The sequence below is a fragment of the Microbacterium sp. H37-C3 genome, assembly GCF_027157935.1.
GTDB lineage: Bacteria > Actinomycetota > Actinomycetes > Actinomycetales > Microbacteriaceae > Microbacterium > Microbacterium plantarum.
Map to the genome: position 1 here is coordinate 31320 of NZ_JAPVLR010000007.1, position 20687 is coordinate 52006.

The following is a 20687-nucleotide window of genomic DNA, read 5'->3' on the forward strand; positions in this document are numbered from 1 at the left end:
GAGGCGGACTACCCTGAAGCGTGTCCACTTCTGCTGAACAGTCTGTACCCGAGTCCGTCGACGAGCCGCCCGTCATCACTTTCCGCGACCTCGGGCTGGGAGAGCAGGTGCTCAAGGCGCTCTCCGACGTGGGCTACGAGACCCCGTCGGCGATCCAGGCCGCGACCATCCCGACGCTCCTCGAGGGGCGCGACGTCGTCGGCCTCGCGCAGACCGGTACCGGCAAGACCGCGGCTTTCGCGCTGCCGATCCTCGACCGGCTCGACCTGACCCAGAAGACCCCGCAGGCCCTCGTGCTCGCCCCCACGCGCGAGCTCGCGCTGCAGGTCTGCGAGGCATTCGAGAAGTACGCCTCGCGCACGAAGGGTGTCCACGTCCTCCCGGTCTACGGCGGTCAGGGCTACGGCGTGCAGCTCTCCGCGCTGCGCCGGGGAGTCCACGTCATCGTCGGAACGCCCGGGCGCATCATGGACCACCTCGACAAGGGCACGCTCGACCTTTCCGAGCTGAAGTACCTCGTGCTCGACGAGGCCGACGAGATGCTGAAGATGGGCTTCGCCGAGGACGTCGAGACGATCCTCGCCGACACCCCCGACACCAAGCAGGTCGCGCTGTTCTCCGCGACGATGCCGGCGGCCATCCGCCGCATGTCGAAGCAGTACCTCAACGACCCCGAGGAGATCACGGTCGCGTCGAAGACGACGACCTCCTCGACGATCACCCAGCGCTACCTGATCGTGTCGTATCAGCAGAAGATCGATGCGCTCACCCGCATCCTCGAGGTCGAGAACTTCGAGGCGATGATCGTCTTCGCCCGCACGAAGAGCGCGACCGAGGAGGTCGCCGAGAAGCTGCGCGCCCGCGGCTACTCTGCCGCCGCCATCAACGGCGACGTGGCTCAGGTGCAGCGCGAGCGCACCGTCAACCAGCTGAAGTCGGGCAAGCTCGACATCCTCGTCGCCACTGATGTCGCTGCCCGCGGCCTCGACGTCGAGCGCATCTCGCACGTGGTCAACTTCGACATCTCGACCGACACCGAGTCGTACGTGCACCGCATCGGCCGCACCGGGCGTGCCGGCCGCACGGGTGACGCGATCAGCTTCGTCACGCCGCGCGAGCGCGGGCTCGTGAACGCGATCGAGCGCGCGACGCGCCAGCCGCTCACGCAGATGCAGCTGCCGAGCGTCGACGAGGTCAACGTCACGCGCCTGTCGCGCTTCGACGACCGCATCACCGCTGCGCTGGAAGACACCGACCGCATCGAGCGGTTCCGCGACATCGTCGCCCACTACGTCCGTCACCACGATGTGCCCGAAGTAGACGTCGCCGCCGCGCTCGCCGTGGTCGCGCAGGGCGAGACCCCGCTGCTGCTCGAGCCCGACCCCGAGCCGCGCGCACGCGCGCCGCGCGAGGACCGTGCCCCGCGCTCGTTCGACCGCGACGACCGCGACGGGCGTCCGGAACGCCGCCCGCGTGCGAGCAACCCGAATATGACGACCTACCGCATCGCGGTGGGCAAGCGCCACCGCGTCGAGCCCCGTCAGATCGTCGGGGCGCTCGCGAATGAGGGCGGTCTCAGCCGCGGCGACTTCGGCGCGATCCAGATCCGTCCCGACTTCTCGCTCGTCGAGCTGCCGTCCGACATGCCCCAATCGACGCTCGACCGTCTGGCCGACACCCGCATCTCGGGCAAGGCGATCGAGATCCGCGTCGACACCGGCGGCCCGAGCCGCAGCTCGCGCGGCCGCTTCGACCGTGACGACCGACCGCGTGACCGCGACCGTGACGGCGACCGCGACGACCGGCCGGCTCGCAAGCCCCGCCACCGCTCGGAGACGCGCGACTGACCGCGGCTTCCGGGAGCGGTGCGGCTCGCACGCATCCGCTCCCGGTGCAAGCCCGGTTCGCGGCATCCGATCCGCGTGCAGAGTGGAAGGTGCCTCCGCAGTCGGGGGCGCCACACGAGCCGATCGGAGAAGCCAGATGAGTGCCGACCACCACGGACGAGACGACGAGCACCAGCACGAGGACAACGAAGCGGCCTCGGCCGGTTCCGAGTCGCCGGAAGAGGGCGCCGAGGCCGAAGAGGCCGCCGAGGACGCGCGTACCGACCGCTGACCAGTGCGCCTACGGCGATGCCCGTAGCGCCTGGGAGCACCGGGCGCAACGGGCATCGCGGTGAGCGCGGTGGCGGCGATGCTTCGAGCATGGCTGCTTCCTCGCGTCTCGCCGACCTGTCCGGGCGTACCGTCGTCGTCGTGGGGGCCTCGACGGGCATCGGGAGAGGTGTCGCCCTGCGCGCGGCGAGCTTCGGAGCGGCCGTCGTCGTGTTCTCCCGGCGACCGGACGCGCTGACGAGCCTCGTCGAGCGCATCCGGGATTCCGGCGGACGAGCTCATGCCGTGGTCGGGGACGTCTCGCGTGCGGGCGACCTCGAGCGCCTCGCCGACGAGGCGGAGACGGTGTTCGAGCGCATAGACGTCTGGGCGCACAACGCCGGCGTCGGCACGATCGGCCTGTTCGGCGACGTCCCGATCGAGGAGCACGTCCGCGTCGTCGAGACGAATCTCATCGGCGCCATGCGCGGAGCGCACGTCGCGCTTGGTCGGTTCACCGCGCAGGGATCCGGCGTGCTCGTGAACACGGCCTCGGTCGAGAGCGTCGTGCCCCTGGCCTATCAGGCCTCGTACGCGGCGACCAAAGCCGGGCTGCTCAGCCTCACCCAGACGTTGCAGCAGGAGCTCCGGCTCATGGGAGTCTCAGGCGTCGCGGTGGCTGCCGTGTTGCCGTGGGCCGTGCGGACACCCTTCTGGCGGCACGCGGGCAACCACGCGGGCCGGGCGCTGCGGATGCCGCTCATGGACGAGCCGGAACCGGTCGTCGACGCCATCCTTCGTGCGGGCCTGCACCCGCGGGTCGCGCAGCCCGCCGGCTGGAAGGCGCGGGCCTCGCTCATCGGTGCGCGGCTGGCGCCACGGGTGACCGCGCGCCTGTCCGCCGACATCGCCGACGCGCGCGTCCGTCGCGGTGCGAAGACGCCGCCGAGCGACGGCACGCTCTTCGAACCCCTCGCTGATCCGGCGACCGTCGCCGAGACACCTCGGCGCTGACCGCCCGCCCGGGCTAGCTCCGCCGGACTGCCCGGCGCACGAGGCGGAACACGCCCCACGCGGCGAGCACCCACGGGCCCGCGACGAGAACGGGGTCGAGCCACGTGTGGCGCTGATCGACTCGGCCGCGTCCGAACCGCGACCGGATCGGATGCCGCCGACCGCGGTCGCGTTGGCGTTGACATTGTGGCAGTTCGAGAACAGCCCGCGTGCGCAGAAGTAGCACGATCCGCAGTAGATGTTGAACGGCACCATGACCCGGTCGCCGACGGCGAGGTTCGTCACCGCACCGCCCAGCTGTTCGACGACGCCGATGAACTCGTGGCCGAAGGTGTGACCGATCCGGGTGTCGGGCATCATGCCGTGATAGAGGTGCAGGTCCGAGCCGCAGATGGCCGCGAGCGTCACCCGCACGATCGCGTCATGGGGGTGTTCGATGCGCGGATCGGGCTTCTCTTCCACGCGGACCTTGTACGGTCCGCGATAGGTCATGGCTTTCATCGATCGCCTCTCTGCCGGGTGCTCGTGCTGTCGTCGTGTCGTCGCCCCGCACGGCCCCGAGGCAGCGCGCGCCGATGCAAGGGATCGTCGCCGACACCCCGGCCGGAACGGCATCCGATCGGGGTGTCGGGTCAGATTCCTGGTATCGGGGCACGGCCGCGTCGCCCGCAACCGTGCCCGCGAGGGTCAGAGCTTGTCGCGGATGACGCCCTCGGCCTTATCGAGGAGGTTCGGCTTCGCGTCGGTGCCGTAGAACCGGGGGTCCGGCTGCGTGGGCGGGGGCATCGGAACCGAGGTATCGGGTCCGTCGAGGTACGTGAACTCGCCCTTGCCGTCGGGGGTGGGACCCGATGCCCACGAGCCCTCGGCGGCCGCGGCGCCGTCGGAGAAGTTGATGTACTTGTACGCGTGCTCGCGCGCCTCGTTCGAGAGCGGGAAGTTCGACGGCACGGGGATGTCCTCCACTCCCTCTTCGCGCAGCTCCTGGGCCGCGCGGATCCACTGGTTCTGGTGCATGGTGTCGCGCGCCAGGAGGAACGAGAGCATGTCCCGGACCCCCTTGTCGTCGGTCATGTGGTAGATCCGCGCGACCTGCACACGGCCCTGCATCTCGGCGTTGGCGTTGGCCGTGAAGTCGGCGAGCAGGTTCCCGCTCGCGGTGATGTACGAGCCCTGCCACGGGTTGCCGTTCGAGTCGACCGGGCGCGCACCGGCACCGGCGACGATCGCGGACTGCACATCCATGCCGCCCATGACGGCGCCGAGGACGGGGTCGGACTTCGCCGCAGCCTCGGACTGCTCGGCCGGGGCCTTCTCGAGCAGCTGCGCGATCATGATCGCGAGCATCTCGACGTGGCCGAACTCCTCCGCCCCGATGCCGTAGAGCAGATCGCGGTACTTGCCCGGGATGTGGGCGTTCCACGCTTGGAACCCGTACTGCATGGCCACGGTGATCTCGCCGTACTGGCCGCCGAGCACCTCCTGCATTCGTCGCGCGAAGATCGCGTCGGGCTTCTCCGGACGGGCCTCGAACTGCAGTTCCTGTCGATGGAAGAACATCTCGCCTCCTGGGGATCGGCCGAACGCCGAGTGCGCCGGCGCCGCGAACGTATGTCTGCCCTTCCGCGAAAGCCACGGGCCTTGACTCGTCTCGAGGTCGGTGCAACCATCGCGCCCGCGCGCCGGGGGACGACCGATCGATCTGTCAACCCCCGCGCTCTCCTCCGACGTGCTCCGGATCATCGTGCGAGACCGGAGGGAGCAGGATGACGAACGATCACCGACCGCATGTGGCCGAGGTCGCCGAGGGCGTCTATCAACTCGCTCGCGGCGGGGTGAACGCCTATCTCGTCGCGTCCGACGACGGGCTCGTCTTGATCGACGCGGGGCTCCCGGGCACGTGGCCGCTCCTCGAACAGGCCCTTGCCGCGGTCGGCGCCAACCCGTCCGACATCGACGCGCTGCTGCTCACCCACGGCCACTTCGATCACGTCGGGATGTGCGAGCGCCTCGCCGACGAGCACCACCTCGTCGCCGACGTCCACCCCGGCGACGAGGAGCTCGCGCGGCACCCGTACCGCTACGCGCACGAGGCCGCCCGGTTCCCGTATCCGTTCCGCTACCCGGCGGCGCTCCCGATCCTGGCGAGGATGGTGGGCGCGGGAGCGCTCGGGGTAAAGGGCGTGCGGACCGACCCGTCGATCGTGCCCGGTCGCTCCATCCCGCTCGCCGGCGGCATCCTCCCGATCGCGACTCCCGGCCACACCGACGGACACTGCGCGTTCCTGCTCGAATCGGCCGGGATCCTGCTGACCGGAGACGCGCTGGTGAACCGGCCCCGCACGGTCGCGCGATGCCGGACTCGGCCCTCTCGTGTCAAGCCCCGTGAATCCGACGGCTGAGGGGGATCGGGTAGAAGCACCGTTCGACGACAGAGAGGGATGATCATGGAACCCCAGCAGCAGAAGGTCCCGGGAACCGACCAGGCGATGGTGCCGAAGCCCGACTACGGCGAAGAGACCTACCGCGGCTCCGGGAAGCTCGCCGGCAAGCGCGCGCTCATCACCGGCGGCGACAGCGGCATCGGCAAGGCTGTGGCGCTCGCCTACGCCCGCGAGGGAGCGGATGTCGCCATCAGCTACCTCGACGAGCACGAGGATGCCGAAGAGGCCAAGCGCTTCGTCGAAGAGGCCGGGCGCCGCGCCGTCCTCATCCCGGGTGATATCTCCGACCCGGCCCACTGCCGTGAGGTCGTCCGCCGCACCGTGGAAGAGCTCGGCGGGATCGACATCCTGGTCAGCAACGCCGCCTTCCAGATGAACCGCGAGACGCTCGAGGAGATCCCCGACGAGGAGTGGGACTTCACGTGGGCGACGAACGTCGACGCGTACTTCCACCTGACCAAGGCTGCGCTGCCGCACATGGGGCCGGGGTCGTCGATCATCGGGTCGAGCTCGGTGCAGTCCGACCAGCCCTCGCCCAACCTCCTGCCCTACGCGGCGACGAAGGCGGCCATCGCGAGCATCACGGCATCGCTCGCGCAGATGCTGGGCGAGCGCGGCATCCGCGCGAACAGCGTCGCCCCGGGGCCCATCTGGACCCCGCTGATCCCGGCGACCCTTCCGGCGGATGCGGTGGAGAGCTTCGGCGAGCAGACGCCGCTGGGACGCGCCGGGCAGCCTGCCGAGCTCGCCTCGGCCTACGTGCTGCTGGCGTCGGACGAAGCGTCGTACATCTCGGGCGCACGTCTGGCGGTCACGGGAGGCAAGCCCATCCTCTGAGCCCGGCTCTCGGGACCGGCGTCCGGCGCCGTTCGTTCACGCAACGCTCGTCCGCGGTTCACTCGCCGCGGGCGGGCGTTGCCGCACGATGGATCGCACCCGCCGCGTCGATCCCGAAGGTCCTGAATGAGCGCTCCGCTTCGCGTCCTCTCCCTCACCGAGGGCTTCTTCGCCGGCGGGGCTCGAATCCTGCACAGCGATGTCGTCGTCGGCCTCCACGCGCGGGGCGAACAGCACCACAGCGTGCTCGCCATCGCGTCGCGGGCGCGGCGCGAGTCGACCGTCCAGCACATGGCCGGCGACCCGCGGTATCGGGCGCTGCGCGCCTCGGGTATCGGGGTCACGTCTCTGGGAAAGACGGCGGGGGCGGTGCCGCACGCGCCGCACACCTTCTCCTCGCGACAGCTGCGCACCGCGGCGCGTGCGATCGCCGCGGCCGACGTCGTGCTCACCCTCAAGGAGCAGCCACTCGGGCTCCTGCTCGCGCTCGATGAGGCGATGATGCTGGCCGACCGGCCTGTCGTGACGTGCCTGCACCGGTCCGACCCGGAGCATTCGGGCGATGCTCTGGAGTGGCTGGGCGAGAGCGTCCGTCGCGGGATCGTCACGGCGGCGGTGTCATGCGCGCGGTCGACGGATGCCGCCTACGCGTCGGTCCTGGGCGACGCGCAGCGTCATGTCGTCGACAACGGCATCGACCTCTCGCGCTTCGAGCCGTCGGTCACCCGCGGGGGTGACCGCGTGCGGCGTGAGCTCGGCATCCCCGACGGGGCGGTCGTGGTCGCCTATGCGGCCCGGTTCGACGCGATGAAGGATCCCGAGCTGTTCCTGCGGTCGGTCGCCGCGCATCGAACGCTCGTGCCCGACGCGCACTACGTCATGTGCGGAGCAGGGATGACGCGCGAGAACCCCCGTCTCACGGAGCTGCTGGAGGTCATCGGCGGCGACCGCATCCATGCTCTCGGCATCCGTGACGACATGCCCGCGATCTACCGCGCCGCGGACGTCGTCTCACTCACGAGCGCGTTCGGCGAGGCGGCCCCCCTGTGCCTGCTGGAGGGGGCGGCGAGCGGTGCGGTACCGGTCACGACGGATGTCGGCGACGCGGCCCGCCTCGTCGAGGGGATCGGCATCGTCACCCCGCGCGACCCGGATGCGATCGCGGCCGGTTGGGGTCGTGCCGTCGAAGAGCGCGTCGCGTTCGGAGGCGCCGCGCTCGCCGCTCGGGACCGGTTGGGTCGAGACCGGATGATCACGGAGTACGGCGCCGTCATCGCCGACCAGGTCGCCGGCCTGCGCATCGCCGCCTGAATCCGCGGTCAGGGCAGCAGGCCGAGACGCCGCGCGCGCGCGACGGCCGCATGACGGGTCGACGCGTCGAGCTTGGCCATCGCCGCCTGGAGGTACGACTTCACGGTTCCCTCTTTGAGGCTCAGAGCCCCCCCGATCTCGGCGTTCGTCGAGCCGAGGGCGCAGCAGGCGAGAACGTCGAGCTCCCGCGGAGAGAGCTGCACCTCGGCATCCTTCGCCGACGCCGCGCCGTCGCCCGCGACGGTGGTGAGGCGGCGCTCGATCGCCGCCAGCCGCGCCCGCAGGTCGGCGTCGTCGATCGTCGCGGCAATGCTGCGCAGCTCGGCGAAGCTCTCGCGCAGATCCTCTCGCGCGGCGGGGGAGAGGCCGGCCGCGGACTCGGGTGCCGGCGCCAGCGCCAGCCGGCGCTGCACCTCGTCGCGGATGCGCAGCTCGGTGCTGATCGCGTCAGCCGCTCGGAACGCCGGACGCGCCACGAGGTCACCCACCGGAGCCTGCGACCAGGAGCCGCAGTACAGCACCCCGCGCGCCCGGCCCTCGGTGACGATCGGTACGGCGAAGAGGGTGGCGATGCCCTCGCCGAGAATGGCCCGGTCGTAGTCGTGCGTGATGGTGCGCGCGGTGCGGTAGTCGAGAGCGAGCCGCGGACGCCGTTCGACCATCGCGGCGCCGCCCAGCCCGCGGCCGACGCGCACCACCAGATCGTCGATGGAATGCGACCGCGCTCCGGCGATCGCGGTGACGTGAACCGAGCCCTGGCTCTCGAGGCCGCCGAAGACGACGGGAAAGCGTGTGCTGCGCGCGAGGTCGTCGACCGCGCGGGAGACCAGCTGCGCGTCGTTCTCGGGTGCCGCCAGTGCTGTCACGCACTACCTACTTCCGGGGGTGACGGCCTCGTTGCCGCCTTTCGTAGCGTCGACCCTACCATCGCGGTCGCTCGACGACGACGGCCGCTGGAGAGCTGCTCACCATGAGGCAAGGAGGCCACATGACCGCATCGCCCACCCACTCGCCGCCTCCCGGCGGAGTGGACTATGTCGCCGTCGAGGAGTCGGCGCCGTTCCGCGAGCTGAAGCGCAAGCACCGCAGCTTCGTGTGGCCGCTCACGATCGTGTTCCTCGTCTGGTACTTCGTCTATGTGCTGCTGTCGTCGTTCGCGACCGACTTCATGGCGCAGCGCGTCTGGGGCGACATCACCGTCGGCCTGCTGTTCGGGCTCGGCCAGTTCGTCACGACCTTCGCGATCACCATGGGCTACGTCTGGTACGCCAACCACAAGCTCGACCCGATCTCGTCGGCGATCCGGAACGATCTCGAGCGACAGGAGGCCGGATCGTGAACGGATTCTGGGAAGCGGTGAACGGCCTGGGGGCGGCCGTCGTCGCGGCGGGAGAGACCGTCGACAACAACCCGGTGCTGAACATCTCGATCTTCGGCGCATTCGTCGCGGTGACGCTGTTCATCGTCATCCGTGCCAGCCGCAACAACAAGACCGCGGCCGACTACTACGCCGCGGGCCGCTCGTTCACCGGGCCGCAGAACGGCTTCGCGATCGCGGGCGACTATCTGTCGGCGGCATCCTTCCTCGGCATCTGCGGCGCGATCGCGATCAACGGATACGACGGGTTCCTGTACTCGATCGGATTCCTCGTGGCCTGGCTCGTCGCGCTGCTGCTCGTCGCCGAGCTCATGCGCAACACCGGCAAGTTCACGATGGCCGACGTGCTGTCGTTCCGGCTGAAGCAGACGCCGGTGCGGATGGCGGCCGCCATCACCACGCTCGCGGTGTGCTTCTTCTACCTGCTCGCGCAGATGGCGGGAGCGGGCGGTCTGGTCTCACTGCTGCTGGGCATCACCGAGCAGGTCGGCCAGTCGATCGTGGTCGCCGTCGTCGGCGTGCTGATGATCGTCTACGTGCTGATCGGCGGCATGAAGGGCACGACGTGGGTGCAGATCGTCAAGGCGTTCCTGCTCATCGGCGGCGCGCTCGTCATGACGATCTGGGTGCTGGCGATCAACGGGTTCAACCTCAACACTCTGCTCGAGAGTGCGGTCGCCGCCTCTCCGAAGGGCGAGGCGATCCTCGGACCGGGCCTGCAGTACGGCGCCAACCCGTGGGACTTCATCTCGCTCGCGGTGGCACTGGTGCTCGGAACGGCGGGTCTGCCGCACGTCCTCATGCGCTTCTACACGGTGCCCACCGCGAAAGAGGCCCGTCGCTCGGTGGTGTGGGCGATCTGGCTCATCGGCCTCTTCTACCTCCTCACCCTCGTGCTCGGGTACGGTGCGGGCGCGCTCGTGGGTCCGGAGCGCATCGCCTCGGCGCCCGGCGGGGTCAACTCCGCTGCTCCGCTGCTCGCGCTCGAGCTGGGCGGCCCCCTGCTGCTCGGCTTCATCTCGGCGGTGGCCTTCGCGACGATCCTCGCCGTCGTGGCGGGGCTCACGATCACGGCGGCGGCGTCGTTCGCACACGACATCTACGCGAACGTCGTGAAGAAGGGGAACGTGCCGCCCGACGGCGAGGTCAAGGTCGCGCGCCGCACGGTCATCGTGATCGGCATCCTCGCGATCGTCGGCGGCATCGGCGTGCAGGGACAGAACGTCGCGTTCCTGGTGGCCCTCGCCTTCGCCGTCGCGGCGTCGGCGAACCTGCCGACGATCATCTACTCGCTCTTCTGGCGCAAGTTCACGACGCGTGGCGCGGTGTGGAGCATGTACGGCGGGCTCGCGGCAGCCATCATCCTCATCGTCCTGTCGCCCGTGTTCTGGGGCACCGAGACCAGCGTGTTCAAGAACGTCGGCACGGCCATCTGGCCGCTGAACAATCCGGGCATCGTGTCGATCCCGTTGGGCTTCTTCCTCGGCTGGCTGGGTTCGGTCACCGAGCGTCGGCGGGAGGACCCGGTGAAGGCGGCCGAGATGGAGGTGCGTTCTCTGACCGGTCATGGGGCGGAGAAGGCCGTCGACCACTAGGCCGCGACACCTCGCCGACCGAACGGCGGCCCCGGGCGCGCTGCCCGGGGCCGCCGTCGTTTCGGCGCGGCCTACACGCGGCCGGAGTCGCCTCTGCTCTCGAGGTCGAGCAGAAATCGCTTGCGCTCGGGATGGCCGCCATACTCTCCGATCGATCCGTCGCTGCGGACGACACGGTGTGCGGGCACGACGATCGAGATCGGCGTCCGCGCGCACGCAGACCCGACGGCGCGGTGCGCTCGCGGTGAGCCGGCGGCGATCGCGATCTCGCCGTAGGTCGCCACCTCGCCGTAGGGAACTCGGCACACCGCGCGCAGTGCGGCGCCGGCGAATCCCGGCGGGGCCAGGAGCCAGTCGATCGGCGTCCGGAAGTGCCGCAGCCGGCCCGCGAAGTACTCGTCGAGTTCGGCGGCCACGTCGGCAACCGCGCCGGGGTCGTGGACCGGGAGCGCGCCGAGGCTCAGGGCGAGGTCGACGAGGGCGACGTCGGCAGGGTGGTCGAGGATGTCGAGGTGGGCCAGGCCGGTTTCGGTCACGACGAGGAGGGCTTCGCCGATCGGCGTGGGGTGCACCGCGAATGCTGCGTCGGTCATTGCTCCATCATCTCGGGCCGGCTCGCCGCCCCCGGACGCCCGGAGTCGATGCGGGGATGAAGGGTGGCGACGGGCGCCGGGGGAGGAACCGCCGATCATCCGGCGTGTCGGAAATAGCGCGAAACTCGGCGGCGCCTGAGGGTCGGATGCAGGCGCGCCGCTTAGGGTGTGTGCTGTGTGGCGAGGAGATCGAGGAGCCGTCCGTACGGACGCAGCCGACGAGGTTCGGGTCGATTCGGTGACCCCGGCGCAACTCGATGTCGCCGAAGACGACGTCACCGTCGCCCACGTGGCCGACCCGGAGCGCGAACGCATCCGTGTGCAGGCCGCCCGCCTCGGCGGCCGTTCGACGCTGCTCCACTACATCGCTTCCGACGATGTCGGCATCGACATCACCAAGGCGCATCCGGGCAGCCTCCCGCAGTTCATCACCGGCCGTTCGACGCTCCTGTCGAACCTCTTCCGCGACGAGGTGGCGCTGCGCACGGCCCGCCTCGCCGCCGGGCGCATCACCGCGAAGGACGTCGAACTCCGCACCACGCGCGGCCTCGACACCGTCCACCTCGGCGTCGGATTCGCCTCGTGGCGGGCCGGAGGTCTCACCTACAACGCCCCGGTCCTTCTCCGCCCGCTCGCCATCCGCCGCCATCACGGCGACTTCGATCTCAAACTTCACGGCTCGTTCTCCGTCAATCCCGAGCTCGTCGAGATCGCGCGTGCGCACTTCGGAATCGACCTCGACCGGCGCGGGCTCGCCGCGCTCGCGTACGACGGCGGCGTCTTCAAGCCGCAGCCCGTCATCGACCATCTGCGCGCCCTGACCGCCCATGTCGACACCTTCACGGTTCAGCCACGGCTGATCGTCTCGACGTTCGCGGATGTCGCCGCTCGCGCCGAGCGCGATGCGGCAGACCTCGACGTCCCCGTGCTCAACGCTCTCGCCGGCCACGAGGACGACCGCGCGCTCGTGGCTACTCGTTACCCCGTTCCCGACGCCGTTCCCTCGGACGACCGCCCGCCGGCATCCGACCGACTGCTGCTCGACGCCGACGCCGAGCAGGAAGGCGTCCTCGACCGGATCGTCGCCGGGCAGTCGCTCGTCGTCCACACGCTGCCGGGCACAGGGGGCACGCAGACGATCATCAACGCCGTCGGCGAGCTGGTCCGCCGCGGCAAGCGCGTCCTCGTCGTCAGCGCTCGCCGCTCCACTCTGGAGGGAGTCCGTCACCGCCTCGCCGGCATCGGGCTGCCCGGGCTGGCCGTCTCGCCCCGGGGCGTCCACCGCGACCTCATTCGCGCGATCGCCCGCAACGAGAAGGCGCAGCACCCGAAGATGGGCGAGATCGACGACGCCCTCGTTCGGCTGCGCACGGTTCTGCGCGACTATCGCGTCTCGCTGACCCAGCGGCATCCCATGCTCGGCGTCTCGCCGCTCGAAGTGCTGCAGAAGCTGACGACGATCGCGGCCGAGTCGCCGCAGCCGTCGGCAGCCACGCGCTTCGATGCCGCGACCCTCCAGCGCCTCTCGACGCGTCGCGCCGAAGCGGCCGCATCGCTCGCGACCGCCGCTCGGCTGGGCGAGTTCCGTTTCGGGCCCGATGACTCGCCGTGGTACGGCGTCGCGTTCGAGACGACCGAGCAGGCACGCGCGGCACACGCTCTGGCAGGCCGCCTGCACCGCACCGAGATCCCCGAAATCCTCGAGCGCGCATACGAGCTCATCGGGCAGACCCGGATGCGGCCGTTCACGACGCTCGCCGAGCTCGGTGCGTACATCCGCCTTCTCCAGGGGATCCGCGCGTCGCTCGACCGCTTCAGCCTGACCGTCTTCGAGCGTCCGCTGGGCGATCTGATCGAGGCGCACTCCACCCGCCGCGACACTCCCGAGATGAACGGTGCGACACGGCGTCGCCTGCGACGGCTCTCGAAGGAGTACGTCCGGCCGGGCATGCACGTCACCGACATGCACGACGCCCTCGTGCGCGTGCAGAAGCAGCGCGAGCAGTGGCAGCGTCTGGCCGAAGTGGGCGTCGTCCCCGAGATCCCCGCGGGTCTCGACGCGGTCGCGACCTCGTGGCAGCGCGTCGACGCCGACCTCGCCGAGCTCTCGCGCGTGCTCGGCCCAGGGCACGATCTGCTCGCGACGCCGATCCCCGAGCTCGTGCGCATCCTCGCCGGGCTCGCCGCGGAGTCCGACGTGTTCGACAACCTCGTCGAACGAGCGACGCTGCGCGGTGAACTCGCTTCCCTCGGCCTCGAGGGCCTGCTCACCGAGCTTTCGGTGCGCCATGTGCCCGAGGAGCGCGTCGCGGCGGAGTTCGAGTTCGCCTGGTGGCAGTCCGCCCTCGAGGCGATGCTTCGCAGCGACCGTGCACTGCTCGGAGCCAACACCAGCGTCGTCGATCGTCTCGAACGCGACTTCCGCCTCGTCGACGAGGCGCACGCCGCCTCGGCGGGGCAGCAGCTGGCGGCCGAGCTCGCGACGCGATGGAAGATCGCGATCGTCGACGAGGCTGACGAGACCGCGGCGCTCAAGGCCGCGCTGCGCGAGGGCACAGCGTCGGCTGCCGAACTGCTCGCCGTCGCACCGAAGCTCCTGCGCACGCTCGCGCCCGTCTGGATCGCGTCGCCCTACGAGGTGGCCTCCCTGCCAGCCCGGCCCGCGTTCGACGTCGTGATCCTGGCGGATGCCGGCGCCCTGAGCGTCGCCGAATCGGCCTCGGCCCTTCGCCGCGGGCGGCAGATCGTCGCGTTCGGTGACCCCGTCACGCAGCGCCCCACGCCGTTCGAGATTGCCGCCGACCGCGATCCGTCGGACGAGCCGATCGCAGACCCCGACGAGCGGAGTGTCTTCGAGCGCCTCGCCGAGATCGTTCCGGTCGAGACCTTGACCCGCAGCTATCGCGCGGGCGGCGAAGACCTCGCCGAACTCGTCAACGAGGCCTTCTACGGGGGCGAGATCGTCTCGTTCCCCTGGGCCGGCTCGTATCTCGGACGCGGCAGCCTCAGCGTCGACTACGTCGAGGGCGGTGTCGGTGCACCGGACCCCGACTCGGGAGCGGTCGAGAGCCCCGATGCCGAGGTCGCCCGTGTCGTGACGCTCGTCGTCGAGCACGCCGTCAACCGGCCGAACGAGTCGCTGATGGTCGTCACGGCGTCGACCAAACACGCCCTCCGCATCCGGGCCGCCGTCGAGGCTGCTTTCGCCGGACGATCGGATGTCGCCGAGTTCGTCGGCCGCGAGACGGCTGAGCCGTTCGCCGTGCTCGGGCTCGAGGAGTCGGTCGCCGAGAGCCGAGACCGCGTCGTGTTCTCGCTCGGTTACGGTCTGACGCGCCACGGGCGCGTGCTGAGCGACTTCGGTGTGCTGTCGGGGCCGGATGGTGAGCGGCTGCTGACCGTCGGCATGACGCGCGCCCGCCGTTCCATGGTGATCGTGTCGTCGATCCGGCCGTCGGCGTTCGACGACGGACGACTCGAGAACGGCGCTGCCATGCTCATGTCGATCCTCGGGGGAATCGCGGCACGCGCTCGCGAGGCCCGTCTCGAAGACCTCGCCGACCCGCTGACTCTGGCCCTCGCGCAGAACCTCCGCCGTCTGGGCGTCGCGGTCGATGTCGCGTATCGCGGGCTGCTGCCGCTGGTCGCCCAGCGTGACGGCAAGGCCGTCGTCGTCGAGGGTGACCCTGAGACGATCGGACAATCGCTCCGGGAGTCGCTGCGGCTGCGGCCCCAGATTCTGCGGCGGCTGGGATGGCACTACATCCGCGTGCACTCGTTCGACCTTTACAGCGACCCTGCCGGTGTGGCCGCGCGCGTCGCTGCGATCCTGGGCGTCGAGCCCGAGGCGCCGACCGCGGACGCGAGCACCGAGCCGCTCGATGTCATCGAGTGACCGACAGCGGGTCGAGCGGGTCGGCAGCCGCCGAGCTCGACTGACCGCCGCTCCGGGTACGACGGCCGAGCCGACATCGGCCGATGAGACGACGGATGCCCCGGCCGGCGCCGAGGGCGCGGCCGGGGCATCCGGTCCGAATGATGCGCGGATGCGGAACGAGGTTCCGCCGCACTACTGATCCGGTCAGGCGGACGGCGCCGCCGGGGGAGTGTTCTGCGAACGGCGCAGCGGGGCGTCGGTGGTCGCGGCTGCGGCGCTCGAAGCGTTGTTCTTCTCCAGCAGATCGCGGATCTGGATGAGGAGCTCCTGCTCGGTCGGGAGCTTCGCCGCCTCTTCGACGACGCCGGCCTTGGCGGCCTGACGCTCCTTCCACTTGTTCATCGGAACGACGAACACGAGGTACACGACGAGAGCGACGGCGAAGAAGCTGATGATCGCGCTGATGAGCCCGCCCAGGGGGAACGGGACCGGCTGACCGTAGATGCCGGTGAGCGTCGGGCCGGCGATGCCCTCTTCGTTGGGCTGGTAGAACAGCTCGACGAGTGGGTTGATGATGCTCGATACGATCGCATTGACGATGGCGGTGAACGCACCGCCGATGACCACGGCGACCGCCAGGTCGATGACGTTGCCGCGCATGATGAAGTCGCGGAAGCCCTTGATCATGGCTCTCCTCTCTCCGGACGCGCCGGGTGTCATGAACCCGCCGCGGCGGGGGAGGACTTCGCCTCCGACTTCGATGATGCCGAAGACGAGGAGTCGCCGCCACCGGTTGACGTGCCCGCCCCCGAGCCGCTTGCGCGGGAGTCGGTGCGGTAGAAGCCACCGCCGTTGAACGTCACGCCGATCGACCCGTACTGCTTGCGGAGCTCGCCCGAGCACTCGGGGCAGACGGTGAGAGCGGGGTCGGCGAAGGACTGGACCGCATCGAAGCGGTGCCCGCACGACTTGCAGGCGTAGGCGTAGGTGGGCATGGTTCCTCGGTCTTCAGTGCGCCTCGGGGGCGAGGACGACGGTTCGGGTGGGAGTGACGACGCCGGTGACCGGCTGATCATGCAGATCGCGCGGCACCTCGTCGACGAGTTCGGAGTCGAAGAGCACGGCGTACACCGGCGGGCGGTTCTCCATCGAACCGAGGGTCTTGTCGAAGTAGCCTCGGCCCCAGCCGAGACGCATGCCGGCGGAGTCGACCGCGGCGGCGGGGATCACCAGCAGGTCGACCTCCCCGACGGAGATCGGACTGAGCACCTCACCGATCGGCTCGGGAATGCCGAACAGTCCGTCCGAAACCGCGGCGCCCGGCTCGGCGACGACCCAGTCGAGTAGACCGTCGTTGCGGCTGATGGGCAGGAGTACCCGGACGCCCGCGGCGACGGCTTCGTCGATGAACGCGCGCGTGCCGGGCTCGGTGGGCGCCGAGAGGTAGCACGAGATGGAGCGGGCACCGGTGCTGGCGACGAGTTCGCGGAGCTGTGTGCGGATGCCGTCTGCCGCAGCTTCGCGAGCGGCATCCGACATCCCGTACCGGCGTTCGCGGAGGTCCGCCCGCAGAGCGCGCTTGGCGTTGTCGATCGCGTCGGACATGCCCCCGATTGTAAAGGGTGGGCGTCAAACCACTCGCCTGCGCCACCTGATCGATATGGTGGACCCATGTCTCAGCAGCGCATCAAGGCGGTCATCCCCGCCGCAGGCCTCGGCACCCGCTTCCTTCCCGCCACGAAGGCGATGCCGAAGGAGATGCTGCCCGTCGTCGACAAGCCGGCGATCCAGTACGTCGTCGAAGAGGCGACGCAGGCCGGCATCGACGACGTCCTGATCATCATCGGCCGCAACAAGAACAACCTGTCGAACCACTTCGACTCCGTTCCCGAGCTCGAGCACAACCTCACCCGCAAGGGCGACGACGTCAAGCTCCGCAAGGTGCAGGAGTCGTCCGACCTCGCCGACATCCACTTCGTCCGTCAGGGCGAGCCGAAGGGCCTGGGGCACGCCGTGCTGCGCTCGCGGGCGCACGTCGGTGACTCGAACTTCGCCGTCATGCTCGGCGATGACCTCATCGACGAGCGCGACCCGCTGCTGCCGAAGATGCTCGCGGAGCAGGAGCGCTCGGGTCTCACGGTCGTCGCCCTCATGGAGGTCGACCCCGACCAGATCCACCTCTACGGCGCCGCGGCCGTCGAGCCGACCGACGATCCGGATGTCGTGAAGGTCACCGGCCTCGTCGAGAAGCCGAAGAAGGAGGACGCCCCCTCCAATTACGCGATCATCGGGCGTTACGTCCTCAAGCCGAACGTGTACGAGATCCTCGAGCGCACCGAGCCGGGCAAGGGTGGCGAGATCCAGCTGACCGATGCGCTGCAGGAGCTCGCGACGACCGAGGGAGTCCTGGGTGTCGTCTTCCGCGGACGCCGTTATGACACCGGGGACCGACTGGACTACATCAAGGCCATCGTGCAGCTCGCCTCTGACCGTGATGACCTCGGACCCGAGCTCCGCCCGTGGCTGAAGGACTTCGTCGGAAACCTCTGACACGAGAACCGGAACGCGCGTGGATGCCACCGCACCCCGCCACCACGGACCGGTGGCCATTCGGCTGATCAGGCCGCGCGATGCCCGCACTCTGCAGGCAGAACTCCTCGCGAACCGTTCCTGGTTGCAGCGGTGGGAGGCGACGAGCCCGGACGGGCCGGTGTCTTTCGACATGCGGCTCGGCATCCGGCGTCTGTTGCAGCAGTACCGTGATGGCACCGGTGTGCCCTTCGTCATGGAGCACGACGGGCAGATCGCGGGACAGCTGAACGTCTGGGGCATCGCGCGCGGCTCACTGTCGTCGGCGACGATCGGGTACTGGGTGAGCGAGCGGTTCGCCGGCAAGAGCATCACGCCGACCGCTGTCGCCTTGGCGACCGACCTCTGCTTCGAGGAACTGCGGCTGCACCGGATGGAGATCTGCATCCGGCCGGAGAACCGGGCGAGCCTGCGGGTGGTCGAGAAGCTCGGGTTCCGTTACGAGGGGCTCCGCCGTCGCTACATCCACATCGACGGCGACTGGCGCGATCACTTCGCTTTCGCGCTCGTCGCGGAGGAGGTGCCGCGCGGCGTCCTCGGGCGCTGGCTCGAGGGCGCGGTGCCGCCTGATGCGGCGGCCATCCCCCGTGCCGACCGTCGCGCGGCGGGACTCGAACCTTAAAGTTGAACAAGAACTTCAGACACGCGTGTGTCTGAGGTGTCACCACGCGGGATGCCACGTACGGTTGTCCCCATGGGTGGGCAGGTTCTCGGCGGCGGCGTGATCGTCCTCGTCGCGGTCGCGTTGTGGATGGTCTATCTGCTTCCGTCCTGGCACAGTCGTTACCGCTACGACGCCGCCGAACGCAACGCCGTCCGCCTGAACCAGGCCCTGCGCGTGCTCGCCGAGACGGCTGAGGCGCCGGAGGAAGTGCGGGTCGAGCTCTCGACGCGTACCGCGCTGGCGCAGCAGAAGCTCGCGCGTCAGGTGCAGCACGAGAAGGAGCAGCTGCGACTCGAGAGCGAGCGCCGCCGGCTCATCGAAGCGCGCCGCGAAGTGCGTGTCGCGCGCTCCGCACGCATGACGTCGCCCGAGCACCGCGCGCGTGTCCGTCGCCGTTTCCGCCTGGCGACGACGATCGTCGCTCTGCTGGCTGTCGGCGCGAGCGGCGCCGGCGGCTGGATGCTGGCATCGTCCGGATCGGCCGCGCTGCTGATCGCGGGCATCGCGACCCTGCTCGTGGCCACCGTCGTGCTCAACCGTATGGCTGCGGTTGCTCGACGCGCCGCCCGCTCTGCCGTCGTCGCGCCGTCTGTCACCGCTACCGTCCAGCCGGCCTCAGCCGTGGTGCCCGAGTTCGAGTTCGCCGACGCGCGTGCCACCTGGACTCCCCGCGAGCTGCCCCGCCCGCTTACGGCCTCGGCCGGGTCGCGTGCCGCCGCCGTGCTCGACGAGGTCGACGCGCGCGAAGCTCTCCGTCAGGCCGCCGTCGGTGAGGCGATCCAGCGAGAGGCCGCGCGTCGCGCGCCGGCATCCCTTGCCGCCAGCCGCGCCGCCAAGGCACCCACCCCGGCGTTCGTGCCGACGGGTCAGGTCGACGACGCGCAGATCGAGGACCACGTCCGGCGACTTCTCGCGCAGCGCGCAGCAGGCTGATCCCGGCTCAGCGCTGGAACAGGACGCGCCCGTTCCCCACGACGAGCTCGCGCTCGGGCGTCCGAACGAGGGCGTCCATCGGGTTCTCTGCGTCGACGAGGATGATGTCGGCGCGAGAGCCCGCCTCGATCCGGCCGACCGGCAGTCCCGCGAAGGGGGCCGAACCGCCCGTCGCGATGTCGACCACACGGCGCAGGTCGTCGTCGCGGACGAGGCTCGAGGCGCGGGCGTACTGCCAGGCGATGCCGAGCAGGTCGCCGGTGCCGTACGGGCTCCACAGGTCGCGGATGCCGTCGGTGCCGAAGCCGAAGCGCACGCCCGCGGCATCCAGGTCGTGAAGCGGGAGCTGGGGAAGGCGAAGGGGCGCCACTGTCGTCATCGTGATGTCGAGCGCGGCCATCGCCTGCAGCAGGTCGCGTCGGAGCGACGCGCCGACCTGTGCGAGCGCGAACCCGTGCGCGAGGTTGACGCGTCCCGCGAGGCCGAACCGCTCGGTCCGCTCGATGATCAGCTCGATCTGGAACGCGCCGAGCTCGGCGGGGTCGTGCAGGTGCAGGTCGATTCCGACGCCGCGGTCGGCGGCGACGCGGAAGAGCGCGTCGAGCTGGCCGACCGGGTCGCGATCGATCGATGCGGGATCCAGCCCGCCGATGAACTCCGCGCCCGCGGCGGCCGCCTCGTCGAGCAGGTCGATGACGCCGGGGCGGCGCAGCACGCCGTCCTGGGGGAAGGCCACGATCTGCACCTGGAGGGCCCCGTCGTATGCCGCGACCGCTTCGCGTACCGCTTCGATGCCGCGCTGGGCGACACCGAGGTCGACATCGACGTGCGTGCGGATCGCGGTCGTGCCGTGACGGACGAACTGTTCGAGAACGTGTGCCGTCGTCGTGACGCTGGGGATCCCCAGCTCGTCGCGGCGGGCGCGTTCGTGTCGGATGCGGCCGTCGGTGCCGCCCTCGCCGCCGTAGGGCTGCCACGGCAGGCCCCACCACGACTTGTCGACGTGAGCGTGGGTGTTCACGAGGCCGGGCAGCGCGAGCATCCCGCGCCCGTCGATCTCGAGGCCAGTGTCGCCCGCGTCTGCGGACGGCGCCTGCGGCGTCGACGGCTCGACGGAAGTGATCAGGCCGTCGGCGATGCGGATGTCGACGGCGGTGGCGTTGGAGACACGGACGTTGCGAATGACGGATGCCGCGGGGTGGTGCATCCCTCCATTGTGCGCGCGCGGGTGCACCCTGACAGCGTGATAGTGTGGGGGAGTTCCGGGCCTGTGGCGCAGTTGGTAGCGCGCTTCGTTCGCAATGAAGAGGTCAGGGGTTCGAATCCCCTCAGGTCCACCGAGAAAGCCCCCGCATC

The 20687-nt window shown here is 70.1% G+C and carries 20 protein-coding genes, 1 tRNA gene and 1 pseudogene; 14 read left to right on the plus strand and 8 right to left on the minus strand.

What is annotated here, in order from left to right; translation table 11 throughout:
• Positions 1 to 20: 20 nt before the first annotated feature.
• From O1W71_RS15230 to O1W71_RS15240, 3 genes are all read left to right on the plus strand, one after another.
• Positions 21 to 1847: a DEAD/DEAH box helicase gene (locus O1W71_RS15230; protein WP_112617043.1), complete on the plus strand. Its 1827-nt coding sequence runs from the start codon at positions 21 to 23 to the stop codon at positions 1845 to 1847.
• A gap of 136 nt (positions 1848 to 1983) precedes the next feature.
• Positions 1984 to 2118 carry a hypothetical protein gene (locus tag O1W71_RS15235; protein WP_269268695.1) on the plus strand — a complete coding sequence of 45 codons (135 nt, stop codon included), beginning with the start codon at positions 1984 to 1986 and terminating at the stop codon, positions 2116 to 2118.
• Between the two features lie 89 nt (positions 2119 to 2207).
• Positions 2208 to 3110, plus strand: coding sequence for an SDR family NAD(P)-dependent oxidoreductase (locus tag O1W71_RS15240; RefSeq protein ID WP_269268696.1), 903 nt, complete (start codon positions 2208 to 2210; stop codon positions 3108 to 3110).
• A gap of 150 nt (positions 3111 to 3260) precedes the next feature.
• Here O1W71_RS15240 and O1W71_RS15245 read toward each other — a convergent pair.
• Positions 3261 to 3611, minus strand: a pseudogene (locus O1W71_RS15245) (alcohol dehydrogenase catalytic domain-containing protein); the annotation flags it as partial.
• A 186-nt stretch (positions 3612 to 3797) separates the two neighbouring features.
• Positions 3798 to 4670, minus strand: a complete 873-nt coding sequence (locus O1W71_RS15250) for a manganese catalase family protein (RefSeq protein ID WP_112617034.1) — start codon at positions 4668 to 4670, stop codon at positions 3798 to 3800.
• 206 nt (positions 4671 to 4876) lie between these two features.
• On the opposite strand from O1W71_RS15250, the gene O1W71_RS15255 reads away from it, so the two are divergent.
• The 3 genes from O1W71_RS15255 (at position 4877) to O1W71_RS15265 (ending at position 7702) form a co-directional block, all read left to right on the plus strand.
• On the plus strand, positions 4877 to 5512 hold the full coding sequence (locus tag O1W71_RS15255) for an MBL fold metallo-hydrolase (protein WP_269268697.1): 636 nt from the start codon (positions 4877 to 4879) through the stop codon (positions 5510 to 5512).
• 39 nt (positions 5513 to 5551) lie between these two features.
• On the plus strand, positions 5552 to 6391 hold the full coding sequence (locus O1W71_RS15260) for an SDR family oxidoreductase (RefSeq protein WP_442924580.1): 840 nt from the start codon (positions 5552 to 5554) through the stop codon (positions 6389 to 6391).
• 126 nt (positions 6392 to 6517) lie between these two features.
• Complete coding sequence (locus tag O1W71_RS15265) at positions 6518 to 7702, plus strand: glycosyltransferase (protein WP_269268699.1); 1185 nt, start codon at positions 6518 to 6520, stop codon at positions 7700 to 7702.
• Between the two features lie 8 nt (positions 7703 to 7710).
• On the opposite strand, the gene O1W71_RS15270 is transcribed toward O1W71_RS15265, so the two are convergent.
• Positions 7711 to 8568: a LuxR C-terminal-related transcriptional regulator gene (locus O1W71_RS15270; RefSeq protein WP_269268700.1), complete on the minus strand. Its 858-nt coding sequence runs from the start codon at positions 8566 to 8568 to the stop codon at positions 7711 to 7713.
• A 122-nt stretch (positions 8569 to 8690) separates the two neighbouring features.
• Here O1W71_RS15270 and O1W71_RS15275 point away from each other — a divergent pair, with 122 nt between their 5' ends.
• Positions 8691 to 9041, plus strand: coding sequence for a DUF485 domain-containing protein (locus O1W71_RS15275; RefSeq protein WP_112617029.1), 351 nt, complete (start codon positions 8691 to 8693; stop codon positions 9039 to 9041).
• Between the two features lie 17 nt (positions 9042 to 9058).
• Complete coding sequence (locus O1W71_RS15280; protein ID WP_269268730.1) at positions 9059 to 10675, plus strand: solute symporter family protein; 1617 nt, start codon at positions 9059 to 9061, stop codon at positions 10673 to 10675.
• Between the two features lie 71 nt (positions 10676 to 10746).
• On the opposite strand, the gene O1W71_RS15285 is transcribed toward O1W71_RS15280, so the two are convergent.
• Entirely contained in the window at positions 10747 to 11268 is a 522-nt protein-coding gene (locus tag O1W71_RS15285) for a methylated-DNA--[protein]-cysteine S-methyltransferase (protein WP_269268701.1), read from the minus strand.
• A 166-nt stretch (positions 11269 to 11434) separates the two neighbouring features.
• Here O1W71_RS15285 and O1W71_RS15290 point away from each other — a divergent pair, with 166 nt between their 5' ends.
• Both O1W71_RS15290 and O1W71_RS15295 read left to right on the plus strand, forming a co-directional pair.
• Positions 11435 to 15163: an AAA family ATPase gene (locus O1W71_RS15290; RefSeq protein WP_269268702.1), complete on the plus strand. Its 3729-nt coding sequence runs from the start codon at positions 11435 to 11437 to the stop codon at positions 15161 to 15163.
• Entirely contained in the window at positions 15150 to 15344 is a 195-nt protein-coding gene (locus O1W71_RS15295) for a hypothetical protein (protein ID WP_112617026.1), read from the plus strand. The genes O1W71_RS15290 and O1W71_RS15295 overlap by 14 nt, the downstream gene beginning before the upstream one ends.
• Before the next feature lie 5 nt (positions 15345 to 15349).
• On the opposite strand, the gene mscL is transcribed toward O1W71_RS15295, so the two are convergent.
• From mscL to O1W71_RS15310, 3 genes are read right to left on the minus strand one after another with little or no spacing between them, the layout of a single operon-like run.
• Positions 15350 to 15832, minus strand: coding sequence for a large conductance mechanosensitive channel protein MscL (gene mscL, locus O1W71_RS15300; RefSeq protein ID WP_269268703.1), 483 nt, complete (start codon positions 15830 to 15832; stop codon positions 15350 to 15352).
• 29 nt (positions 15833 to 15861) lie between these two features.
• Complete coding sequence (locus O1W71_RS15305; RefSeq protein ID WP_112617024.1) at positions 15862 to 16140, minus strand: FmdB family zinc ribbon protein; 279 nt, start codon at positions 16138 to 16140, stop codon at positions 15862 to 15864.
• 13 nt (positions 16141 to 16153) lie between these two features.
• Positions 16154 to 16750 (minus strand): 5-formyltetrahydrofolate cyclo-ligase, encoded by a 597-nt coding sequence (locus O1W71_RS15310; protein ID WP_269268704.1) that lies wholly within the window; start codon positions 16748 to 16750, stop codon positions 16154 to 16156.
• Positions 16751 to 16816: 66 nt separating this feature from the next.
• On the opposite strand from O1W71_RS15310, the gene galU reads away from it, so the two are divergent.
• The 3 genes from galU (at position 16817) to O1W71_RS15325 (ending at position 19331) form a co-directional block, all read left to right on the plus strand.
• Positions 16817 to 17695 carry a UTP--glucose-1-phosphate uridylyltransferase GalU gene (galU, locus tag O1W71_RS15315; RefSeq protein ID WP_112617022.1) on the plus strand — a complete coding sequence of 293 codons (879 nt, stop codon included), beginning with the start codon at positions 16817 to 16819 and terminating at the stop codon, positions 17693 to 17695.
• A 19-nt stretch (positions 17696 to 17714) separates the two neighbouring features.
• A complete protein-coding gene (locus O1W71_RS15320; protein ID WP_269268705.1) occupies positions 17715 to 18356 on the plus strand; it encodes a GNAT family N-acetyltransferase in 642 nt (213 codons plus the stop codon).
• Positions 18357 to 18428: 72 nt separating this feature from the next.
• Entirely contained in the window at positions 18429 to 19331 is a 903-nt protein-coding gene (locus tag O1W71_RS15325; protein WP_269268706.1) for a large exoprotein, read from the plus strand.
• Between the two features lie 7 nt (positions 19332 to 19338).
• On the opposite strand, the gene O1W71_RS15330 is transcribed toward O1W71_RS15325, so the two are convergent.
• Complete coding sequence (locus O1W71_RS15330) at positions 19339 to 20538, minus strand: amidohydrolase family protein (RefSeq protein ID WP_269268707.1); 1200 nt, start codon at positions 20536 to 20538, stop codon at positions 19339 to 19341.
• Positions 20539 to 20595: 57 nt separating this feature from the next.
• Here O1W71_RS15330 and O1W71_RS15335 point away from each other — a divergent pair.
• A tRNA-Ala gene (locus tag O1W71_RS15335) sits at positions 20596 to 20668 on the plus strand.
• The last annotated feature ends 19 nt before the right edge of the window (positions 20669 to 20687 follow it).